The organism is Pseudomonas folii, from assembly GCF_014357575.1.
Lineage (GTDB): Bacteria > Pseudomonadota > Gammaproteobacteria > Pseudomonadales > Pseudomonadaceae > Aquipseudomonas > Aquipseudomonas folii.
In genome coordinates, this window is record NZ_JACONW010000186.1 from 1 (window position 1) to 9,248 (window position 9,248).

Annotated in this window: 10 protein-coding genes and 1 tRNA gene; 8 read left to right on the forward strand and 3 right to left on the reverse strand. The window is 57.2% G+C overall.

What is annotated here, in order from left to right; all coding sequences use genetic code 11:
• Positions 1–130: 130 nt before the first annotated feature.
• Positions 131–204 (reverse strand) — tRNA-Thr (locus H8S59_RS24160).
• A gap of 79 nt (positions 205–283) precedes the next feature.
• Entirely contained in the window at positions 284–694 is a 411-nt protein-coding gene (locus tag H8S59_RS24165; RefSeq protein ID WP_187523055.1) for a pilin, read from the reverse strand.
• 224 nt (positions 695–918) lie between these two features.
• Here H8S59_RS24165 and pilB point away from each other — a divergent pair, with 224 nt between their 5' ends.
• Genes pilB through yacG form a run of 5 tightly spaced genes read left to right on the forward strand, consistent with a single transcriptional unit; the run spans position 919 to position 5,528 of the window.
• Positions 919–2,613 (forward strand): type IV-A pilus assembly ATPase PilB, encoded by a 1,695-nt coding sequence (gene pilB, locus H8S59_RS24170; protein WP_187523056.1) that lies wholly within the window; start codon positions 919–921, stop codon positions 2,611–2,613.
• 2 nt (positions 2,614–2,615) lie between these two features.
• Positions 2,616–3,836, forward strand: coding sequence for a type II secretion system F family protein (locus H8S59_RS24175; protein ID WP_187523057.1), 1,221 nt, complete (start codon positions 2,616–2,618; stop codon positions 3,834–3,836).
• A gap of 2 nt (positions 3,837–3,838) precedes the next feature.
• Positions 3,839–4,711 (forward strand): prepilin peptidase, encoded by an 873-nt coding sequence (locus H8S59_RS24180; RefSeq protein WP_187523058.1) that lies wholly within the window; start codon positions 3,839–3,841, stop codon positions 4,709–4,711.
• On the forward strand, positions 4,708–5,331 hold the full coding sequence (gene coaE / locus H8S59_RS24185) for a dephospho-CoA kinase (protein WP_187523059.1): 624 nt from the start codon (positions 4,708–4,710) through the stop codon (positions 5,329–5,331). The genes H8S59_RS24180 and coaE overlap by 4 nt, the downstream gene beginning before the upstream one ends.
• Entirely contained in the window at positions 5,328–5,528 is a 201-nt protein-coding gene (gene yacG / locus H8S59_RS24190; protein ID WP_187523060.1) for a DNA gyrase inhibitor YacG, read from the forward strand. The genes coaE and yacG overlap by 4 nt, the downstream gene beginning before the upstream one ends.
• Before the next feature lie 38 nt (positions 5,529–5,566).
• On the opposite strand, the gene H8S59_RS24195 is transcribed toward yacG, so the two are convergent.
• On the reverse strand, positions 5,567–6,034 hold the full coding sequence (locus tag H8S59_RS24195) for a hypothetical protein (RefSeq protein WP_095096690.1): 468 nt from the start codon (positions 6,032–6,034) through the stop codon (positions 5,567–5,569).
• Between the two features lie 465 nt (positions 6,035–6,499).
• Between H8S59_RS24195 and H8S59_RS24200 the strand changes: the two genes are divergently transcribed.
• The 3 genes from H8S59_RS24200 to H8S59_RS24210 all read left to right on the forward strand — a co-directional run bounded on the left by H8S59_RS24200 (position 6,500) and on the right by H8S59_RS24210 (position 9,204).
• Positions 6,500–7,129: a DUF1780 domain-containing protein gene (locus H8S59_RS24200; RefSeq protein WP_095096692.1), complete on the forward strand. Its 630-nt coding sequence runs from the start codon at positions 6,500–6,502 to the stop codon at positions 7,127–7,129.
• The gene (locus H8S59_RS24205; RefSeq protein WP_095096694.1) at positions 7,126–7,635 is read left to right on the forward strand and encodes an MOSC domain-containing protein; all 510 of its coding nucleotides are present in this window, start codon (positions 7,126–7,128) and stop codon (positions 7,633–7,635) included. The genes H8S59_RS24200 and H8S59_RS24205 overlap by 4 nt, the downstream gene beginning before the upstream one ends.
• Positions 7,636–7,905: 270 nt before the next feature.
• Complete coding sequence (locus tag H8S59_RS24210) at positions 7,906–9,204, forward strand: NAD(P)/FAD-dependent oxidoreductase (RefSeq protein ID WP_095096696.1); 1,299 nt, start codon at positions 7,906–7,908, stop codon at positions 9,202–9,204.
• The last annotated feature ends 44 nt before the right edge of the window (positions 9,205–9,248 follow it).

The following is a 9,248-nucleotide window of genomic DNA, read 5'->3' on the forward strand; positions in this document are numbered from 1 at the left end:
ATTTGACCCGCGAGATAGGGGTGTCAGGAACCTATGCCTGGATTCGGCCTGTTCAAGGGCATCACGCATCATCTGTACCGCACAAACGCAAAAGCCCGATCCAGATGGATCGGGCTTTTTGGGTCTGCGGTGCCGAAAACAGGAATCGAACCTGCGACCTTCGCGTTACGAGTGCGCTGCTCTACCGGGCTGAGCTATTTCGGCTTGGACACAGATTTCGGTATAAGCCTGGACAAGTCGCATCCAGACTCCAACCTACGCACCCCGTACAACCGGCACATAGTTAGCAAAGCTTTGGCGTTGCAGTACTGCATGTACCGGACACAGCCCAAGTAGTCCCGGTATCAGTCAACGTAGGCGTTAAAATGAAAGTCCGCGCGTCGACTGCATCAGTCCCTGTAGCAGTAATCACACCGACGTTGGAAACAGCAAGAGTTGCAATAACGCCTTGGGTCGCGGTAATCGCGGCAGGGATGCCATTAGAGCCAGCCGTGCAACCTGTGGTGGTGTTGAGAGTCTGCGCGCAAATACCAATAGCAGTTTTGTAGCCATCACTGATGGATACGACTTCAGTGAATTTCGCCCTTTTGACATAACTCTGATACGCCGGCAGCGCCACAGCAGCCAAAATACCGACGATCGCTACTACGATCATCAACTCGATCAACGTGAAACCTTTTTGTACTGTTTTCATTGATACTGCTCCGGTGCGTCAATAAGGTGTTGCGTGCCTGTCCCAAAGCATAGGTCATGCCAAATACTCTTCAACCCTCCTTTATTGCTAATTCTCCTACCAACGGCTGATCAGGGAGTCCCTGCCGGATTACTGGCGGACAATTTACGTCACCTTGTCTTGCATCATTGGCAGCGTCGCCCGACTAGGCTATAAACCCAAGACAGTATGGGTTTGGTGGTTTTATGAGTGACGTTGTCCTGACCGGTTTGGCCAAGCAATTGGTAGTTGCAGAACTTCTGACTGAAAAAGCGACGCAGCAGGCGTTTCTGCAAGCCCGGCGCGACAAGGTTTCGCTGATCAGTTATCTGGTGCAAAACCGCCTGGTCAAAGCCCTGGCTCTGGCGGAAATGTCGTCCGACCAGTTCGGCCTGCCGTTTCTCGACCTCAATTGCCTTAATAAAGAAGAACAGCCCAGGGGGGTGGTGAGTGAAAAGCTCATCCGCCAGCACCATGCCCTGCCGCTGTGGAAGCGCGGCAATAAGCTTTATATCGGTATCTCCGACCCTGCCAACCAGCAAGCCATCACCGATCTGCAGTTCAACACCGGGCTCGCCATCGAGGCGATTCTGGTAGAAGACGACAAGCTCAGCGACGCCATCGAAAAGTTTTTCGATGGCAACGCTTCTCTTGGCGAAATGGGCGACGTCGATCTCAGCCTGGAGGTGGTGTCAGGCGGGGAAGTCAAAGAGACGTCGCTGGGTCAGGATGATGCCGACGATGCGCCGGTGGTGCGCTTCGTCAACAAGATGCTGCTGGACGCCATTCGCCTCGGCTCGTCCGACCTGCACTTTGAGCCTTACGAAAAGACTTTCCGGGTACGCTTGCGCACGGACGGCATTCTGCATGAAGTCGCCAAGCCGCCTATCCACCTTGCCGGCCGTATTGCGGCGCGCCTGAAGGTTATGGCCAGTCTGGATATTTCCGAGCGCCGCAAGCCGCAGGATGGCCGGGTCAAGCTGCGTATATCGAAAACCAAGGCGATTGATTTCCGGATGAACACCCTGCCGACGCTGTGGGGCGAAAAGATCGTGATGCGTCTGCTGGATCCGACCACGGCGAAAATGGGTATCGATGCATTAGGCTACGAGCCTGAGCAGAAGGCCCTCTATCTGGAAGCACTGAAGCAGCCGCAAGGCATGATTCTGGTCACCGGCCCTACCGGCTCGGGTAAAACCGTGTCGCTGTACACCGGCCTGAATATTCTCAACACGGTGGATATCAATATTTCCACCGCCGAAGATCCGGTTGAAATCAACCTGGAAGGCGTCAACCAGGTCAACGTTAATCCGCGTCAAGGAATGGACTTCTCTCAAGCACTTCGGGCCTTTTTGCGTCAGGATCCTGACGTGATCATGGTCGGTGAGATTCGCGATCTGGAAACGGCTGAAATCGCCATTAAGGCTTCGCAGACCGGGCACATGGTTTTGTCGACGCTGCACACCAACAGCGCCGCCGAAACATTGACTCGCTTGCATCACATGGGAGTGGCTGCGTTCAACATCGCCACCGCCATCAACCTGATCATTGCTCAGCGTCTGGCGCGCAAGCTGTGCCCGCACTGCAAGAAGGAGGCGGACATTCCTCACGACACGTTGATATCGGAAGGCTTCCCGGCAGACAAAATCGGCACGTTCAAGGTCTATACGCCGGTAGGCTGCGACCAGTGCAATGGCGGCTATAAAGGCCGCGTGGGGATTTACGAAGTGGTCAAGAAGACCCCCGCTCTGGAGCGCATCATCATGGAAGAAGGCAACTCACTGGATATTTCCGTTCAAATGCGCAAGGACGGCTTCAATGACCTGCGCACCTCCGGCCTGATCAAAGCCATGCAGGGCGTCACCAGCCTCGAAGAAGTCAACCGCGTGACCAAGGACTGATCATGGCCAGCAAAGCGGCGAAAGTTATCGTTTTTACCTGGGAAGGCACCGACAAGAAAGGCGCGAAGATGACTGGCGAACTGACCGGCCATAATCCGGCGCTGGTCAAGGCGCAGCTGCGCAAGCAGGGCATCAACCCGACCAAGGTGCGCAAGAAACCGATTTCGATTTTTGGTGGCTCCGGAAAGAAAATCAAACCGCTGGATATCGCATTTTTCTCCCGGCAGATGGCAACCATGATGAAAGCCGGTGTGCCACTGCTGCAGTCCTTCGACATCATCGCCGAAGGTTCGGAAAACCCGAACATGCGCAAACTGATCGAAGAGGTGAAAAGCGAGGTCGCAGCCGGTAACAGTTTCGCCACCGCACTACGGCAAAAGCCGCAATATTTCGACGACCTCTACTGCAATCTGGTGGACGCCGGTGAGCAAGCCGGTGCGCTGGAAGCCCTGCTGGATCGCGTGGCGACTTACAAAGAAAAGACCGAAAAGCTCAAAGCCAAGATCAAAAAAGCCATGACCTATCCGATCATGGTGATGATTATGGCGTTCATCGTGTCCGGGATTATGCTGCTTTTCGTGGTTCCTAAGTTTCAGGACATCTTCGCTGGTTTCGGCGCAGAGCTGCCGGCGTTCACCCTGATGGTAATTGGCCTATCAAAAGTCGTTCAGGACTGGTGGCTGGTCATCCTGGGATTGATATTTGCCAGTATTTTCCTGTTCCGACGCAGCTATAAAGGCTCACAGAATTTCCGGGATAGCGTCGACCGCAGCCTGCTGAAAGTCCCGGTTATCGGGCCGTTGATCTATAAATCTTCGGTCGCGCGCTTTGCTCGTACGCTGTCCACCACCTTCGCTGCCGGTGTGCCGCTGGTGGAAGCGCTGGACTCAGTGGCCGGTGCCACCGGCAACGTGGTATTCCGCAACGCGGTCAACAAGGTCAAACAGGACGTTTCCACCGGCATGCAGCTTAACTTCTCCATGCGTGCCACCGGCGTATTCCCCAGCCTTGCCATTCAAATGACCGCTATTGGCGAAGAGTCGGGCGCACTGGACTCGATGCTCGACAAGGTCGCGACCTACTACGAGGATGAAGTCGACAATATGGTCGATAACCTCACCAGCATGATGGAGCCAATGATCATGGCCATCCTCGGCGTGATCGTCGGCGGACTGGTGATCGCCATGTACCTGCCTATTTTCAAACTCGGAAGCGTTGTCTGACTATGTCACTCGTTGATTTCCTGGCCAGCTCATCGCTGGCCTTTGTTTTATCCGCACTGATTCTCGGTTTATTGGTGGGCAGTTTTCTCAATGTGCTGGTTTATCGCCTGCCCATCATGATGGAGCGCGACTGGCAGGCTCAGTCCCGGGAAATGCTCAAGCTGCCCGCCGAGCCTGAAGGCGAAACGTTCAACCTGATCCTGCCGCATTCCCGCTGTCCGCATTGCGCCCATCAGATCCGCCCATGGGAAAACCTGCCGGTGCTCAGCTACCTGTTTCTGGGTGGCAGATGCTCAAGCTGCAAAGCACCGATCAGCAAACGTTATCCGCTGGTGGAGCTGACCTGCGGCCTGCTGTCCGCCTACATCGCCTGGCACTTCGGTTTTGGCTGGCCTGCGGCGGCGATGCTGGTGCTGAGCTGGGGCCTGCTGGCCATGAGTCTGATCGATGCCGACCACCAGTTGTTGCCTGATGACCTGGTGCTACCGCTGCTGTGGATGGGCCTGATCGTCAACTCGTTCGGCCTGTTCACGAACCTGAGCGACGCACTCTGGGGCGCAGTCGCCGGTTATCTGGTGTTGTGGTCGGTGTACTGGCTGTTCAAATTGATCACCGGCAAGGAAGGCATGGGCCACGGCGACTTCAAATTGCTGGCCATGTTGGGGGCGTGGGGCGGCTGGCAGATCCTGCCGTTGACCATCCTGCTGTCATCGCTGGTAGGGGCCATATTGGGCCTGATCATGCTACGTGTGCGGAATGTCGAGACCAGCACGCCGATACCCTTCGGTCCCTATCTGGCCATCGCAGGCTGGATCGCTTTGCTCTGGGGTGGTCAAATAACCGACTCCTATTTGCAATTTGCCGGTTTCAGATGACCCCAACCGCTCAAAAACCCTGGATTCTCGGCCTTACCGGCGGCATCGGTAGCGGCAAAAGCGCCGCGGCGCAGTGTTTCATTGATCTGGGTATTCATGTGGTCGACGCCGATCACGCTGCGCGCTGGGTGGTTGAACCCGGCCGTCCGGCGCTGGCACACATCGCAGAACACTTCGGGCCGACGGTGCTGCATGCCGATGGCACGCTGAATCGAGGTGCGCTGCGCGGCCTGATCTTCGAGAATGCCGAACAACGCCGCTGGCTCGAAGCCTTGCTGCATCCGCTGATCGGCACCGAAATCCAGCGCGACCTGGCCAGCGCCACCTCGCCTTACGCGATTCTGGTTTCGCCCCTGCTGGTCGAGTCAGGTCAGTGGAAAATCACTCAGCGAGTTCTGGTGATCGATGTACCTCAGCAGTTGCAGGTCGAGCGCACGATCTTGCGCGACAGTTCCAGCCAGGAACAGGTCGAAGCGATTATCAAGGCGCAGGCCAGTCGCGAAGATCGATTGAGTCGTGCCGATGATGTGCTGGTCAATGACCGGGACGCTGCCTGGCTGCAAAGCGAGGTCCAGCGGCTGCATCACTTTTATTTAACTTTGTCCGGAGGCCAATCATGAGCCAACCAATGTCCGTCGATTGCCCAACCTGTGGCGCCCCCGTGGAATGGAGCGCCGCCAGCCCTGCCCGGCCGTTCTGTTCCGAACGCTGCAAGCTGATCGACCTGGGCGCATGGGCGTCGGAAGAACACGCGATTCCGGTCAGCCCGGATGCCGAAGACGAAATGTTTTCCGGCGATCTGCCAGAAAGGCATTGATCTGTAGGTGAGCCGAGACTGATGGGATCAGGCTCGGCTCACGGCTTCTCCAGCGCTTCGCGAAGCGCGTCCGGCCCGTTGAATTCCTGACGCTCCAGCAACTTGCCATCCTTGATCTGCAACCACTGAACGGCAGCCGCATCCCCGCCATAACCCGGCGCGATCTGCGCTTCGCGGTCCAGCGCTACCCGATACGAGTAGACCCGGCGCATTTTCGGCACGGCAAAGAACTTGGTGACATACGCAGGCATCGGCTCGATGTTGGCGATGAACACCGTATGCCGCGCCTCCAGAAAACCTTTGGGTTTGTCCTTGAGTGCCTTCTCCATGATCTTGCCCGCACTCATGCTGCTGGCGACCAGAATGGTCTGAGTCTTTTGCGGGTCCATCACATACGGCTCATCAAACTGGTCGAACAGACTCCAGGTCGGCACCGAATCCCCGATTTCAATGGCCTGCGCGGTGAATGGCAGCAGGATCAACAGCAGAATGGGCCAGAGTTTCAAGGGTGCAACTCTCCTGATTGGAATGGAAAACCAACACCATAGCGGAAATGGGCGCGGACCTGTGGGAGCGAATTCATTCGTGAAGGGACCAGTACATCCGAAGCTTATACATCGCTTGGTATGCCGTCTTCCCGAATGAATTCGGTCCCACAGGTCGGTGATGAACTTGAAATCATGGCCAACCTGTGGGAGCGGTGCTTGCCCGCGATATAGGCACCGCGGTTTGACAGGCAGATCACCGAAGCCTTATCGCGGGCAAGCACCGCTCCCACATAGACCGAGCATTCCGTAGGACCGGCTTTAGCCGGGAGGGCATCGGGACATTCACTACATATTCCTCGTCAGAAATACCGCTCTCCCGGCTAAAGCCGGTCCTATGGAATTACAAGCAAACATAGATCTCCCAGAGAATTAACCCGTTAATCCTTCTTCCAGTTGTAGCTATTAGAACGCTAAGCTTGGCCCATGGATGACTCAGACTACCTACGCCTGCTCACGATCCAGGCCGAACAAGCCAACGCGTTTCTTTCCAATGCGCGAAAGTGGGAGCGTGAGCGATGGGTTTGTGAGCGTCTGCTGCAAGGCCTGAACATTACGCATCGTCACGAGGACTTCACCGCAGCCGGGCAGGAACCGCCCGACGTGCTGTTTCGTGACGCGCGTTTTGAGGTGTTCTTCGTCCTTGATGAAGGCCGTCGCCTCAACGATGAATGGCGCGAGGAGCTGGCGCGAAGGCGTGGCGCGTTTTCCCTGAGCCAACTGGTGCGTCGCGAAGCCAAGCCCAAACGCATTCCTGCAAGCGAACTGTTGCAACGGTTGGGCCCGACATTGCGTAAAAAAGCCACCAACTACAACGAGCGCGATATAGACCTGAGTGGGCTGGACATCATTGCCTTTGCCAGCCTCAAGCGCGAAGTACTCGACTTGAACAGCCATTTCCCGCCGCCCACCGAGTACCTGCGCCAAGGCTGGCGTTCCCTGTCACTGGTGGGTCCAACCTTTGCCCGGGTGTTGTTTGCCCACCCTGGCGCTCCGGATTTTCTGCGAACCAACCTGGGTCGCAGCGTGGTTTTCGATGTTGGAATCAGCTTATGAGCCCTCTGCAAGAACTATTGGCCGACGTACCGCAAACAGGCCGGGTGCGCTGGATTGGCGTACGCCCTGAATCCCGTGGCGAAATGGTCGAGCTGGACGCGGTGGAAGCACGCCGCGAAGCCGGCCTGACCGGCGACCATGCGCGCCCCGGCCCACGCAACGCTCGGCAGGTCACGTTGATTCAGTGGGAACATCTGGCGGTGGTCAGTTCCTTGCTGAGCCGTTCTGATGATCAACCCATCGTGCCCCAGGACCTGCGCCGCAATCTGGTAATCAGCGGCATCAATCTGTTCAGCCTGAAGGGGCGTCGCTTCAAGATCGGTCAGGCCATTCTGGAGACCACCGGTTGGTGCCAGCCTTGCGCCCGGCTGGAGCAACGCCTTGGCCATGGCACCTTTCAGGCGGTACGTGGGCATGGCGGAATTACCGCGCGAGTGATACAAAGCGGCATCATTCGTCTGGACGATTCGCTGCGGGTCGAACCGCTGGAACTGATTGCCGAATAACCGCTGCACCCTTTTCTGAGACTCCCATGTCCAGTCGCCTGAAACCCAACGACCAAACGCGTGTCGAAGAGTACCTGCAAGCCCCCATGATCCAGTCGAGCGCCGGCTTTTTGCCGCTGGCTGCTCCTGATCGTGATGGTCGCAATGGTGGTTGGCCTGGACGTGTCGAGCCTTTTGTTGAGTTATCTGACGCTCTGAGCAGCAGCAAGACAGCGCTCGCGAAGATCAACTCGCTCCCCCCGAATTCCTTAAACCTTATGAGATATCCCTATGACTCATCGTATTGTCATCGTTGGCGGCGGCGCTGGCGGTCTGGAGCTGGCGACCCGCCTGGGTAAAACCCTGGGCAAGAAAGGCACAGCAAGCGTGACCCTGGTCGACGCCAACCTGACCCACATCTGGAAACCGCTGTTGCACGAAGTCGCGGCAGGCTCGCTCAACTCTTATGAAGATGAGCTGAACTATGTGGCGCAAGCCAAGTGGAACCACTTTCAGTTCCAGCTCGGCAAAATGACCGGCCTGAACCGTGAAGCGCGGCAAATTCATCTGGCCGCCACGCTGGATGAAAACGGTCTGGAACTGGTTCCAGCGCGCAGCCTGGACTACGACTCGCTGGTGATTTCGGTAGGCAGCACCACTAACGACTTCAACACGCTTGGCGCGGCCGAGCACTGCCTGTTTCTTGATTCGCGCAAGCAGGCCGAGAAATTCCACCAGCAACTGCTCAACCACTACCTGCGCGCTCACGCCGGGCAAATCGACAGCACCCAGGAAATCACCGTAGCCATCGTCGGCGCAGGTGCGACTGGGGTTGAGCTGGCGGCTGAACTGCACAACGCTGCTCATGAACTCGCCGCTTACGGGCTGGGCAAGATCAAGCCGGAAAACCTGCGCATCACCGTCATCGAAGCAGGCCCGCGGGTGCTGCCTGCATTGCCGGAACGCATCGGCGGGCCGGTGCATAAAACCCTGGAGAAACTGGGTGTCACGGTCCTGACCGATGCTGCCGTGAGTGAAGTCACGGCCGACTCTCTGATCACCGCCAGCGGGCTGGTGATTCCGGCCACGCTCAAGGTCTGGGCAGCGGGCATTCGTGCACCGGCTTTTCTGCAGGAAATCGACGGGCTGGAAACCAACCGCATCAACCAACTGCAGGTGCTCCCAACGCTGCAGACCACACGTGATGAAAACATCTTCGCGTTCGGCGATTGCGCAGCCTGCCCGCAGAAAGGCTCGGACCGTAACGTCCCGCCTCGCGCACAGGCGGCGCATCAGCAAGCGTCGCTGCTGGTCAAATCCCTGAAGCTGCGCATCGAAGGCAAGGCGCTGCCGGAATACAAATACACCGATTACGGCTCGCTGATCTCTCTGTCGAAATTCTCGGCAGTGGGGAATCTGATGGGCAACCTGACCGGCAGCGTCATGCTCGAAGGCTGGCTGGCACGGATGTTTTACGTTTCCCTGTATCGCATGCACCAGATGGCGCTTTACGGCACCTTCCGCACACTGATGCTGATGCTCGGCAGCCGTATCGGCAAAGGGACTGAGCCGCGGATGAAGTTGCATTAATAACCTCTCCTCCCTGGAGGAGTGCCCCGTAGTGGTCCAGACGC